Origin of the sequence: Planktothrix paucivesiculata PCC 9631 (assembly GCF_900009265.2) — a bacterium.
In the GTDB taxonomy this organism is placed as follows: Bacteria; Cyanobacteriota; Cyanobacteriia; order Cyanobacteriales; family Microcoleaceae; genus Planktothrix; species Planktothrix paucivesiculata.
This window is the reverse complement of the sequence record NZ_LR735071.1, coordinates 1-411: the sequence shown is the minus strand read 5'-3', so window position 1 is coordinate 411 and position 411 is coordinate 1. Positions and strand designations below refer to the sequence as shown.

At 43.1% G+C, this 411-nt stretch carries 1 protein-coding gene; it reads left to right on the top strand.

Going from position 1 to position 411, the window contains the following annotated elements; all coding sequences use genetic code 11:
* Positions 1 to 54: 54 nt before the first annotated feature.
* Positions 55 to 411, top strand: a 357-nt coding sequence (locus tag PL9631_RS25625) for a YybH family protein (protein WP_083624809.1), incomplete at its 3' end; no start/stop codon positions are given.

Sequence of the window (411 nt, the reverse complement as noted above, 5' to 3'; positions counted from 1 at the left end):
GATTTGTAGTAAGGTAGTGCTTGCTGAGGGAATAGTTCACTAAGGAGCAATTCAATGTCTTATGCAGATAAAGATGATATCAGACGGGTCTTTGAAGAAGTCTATGCAGCAAATGTTAGGTCACGCGACCTACAGGGTTATGCAGAGATGTACACCGAAGCTGCGCTGTGGATGATGCCTAATATTCCTGATCGGTGTGGGGTACCTGACATTGTTGAAGGATTTGCTGAGTACATTTCTAATCAAGAAATCGATCCAATCTTGACCGCCGAAGAAATTGAAGTTATGGGCGATTTTGGTTATGTTCTTGGGATTAGCCTCTCTACGATTTACCCTAAAGATGGCAGTCCTTCTAAACAGTCCAAATGTCGAGAAGTGTGGTTAATGCAAAAAGAGGCGGGGGAATGGAAA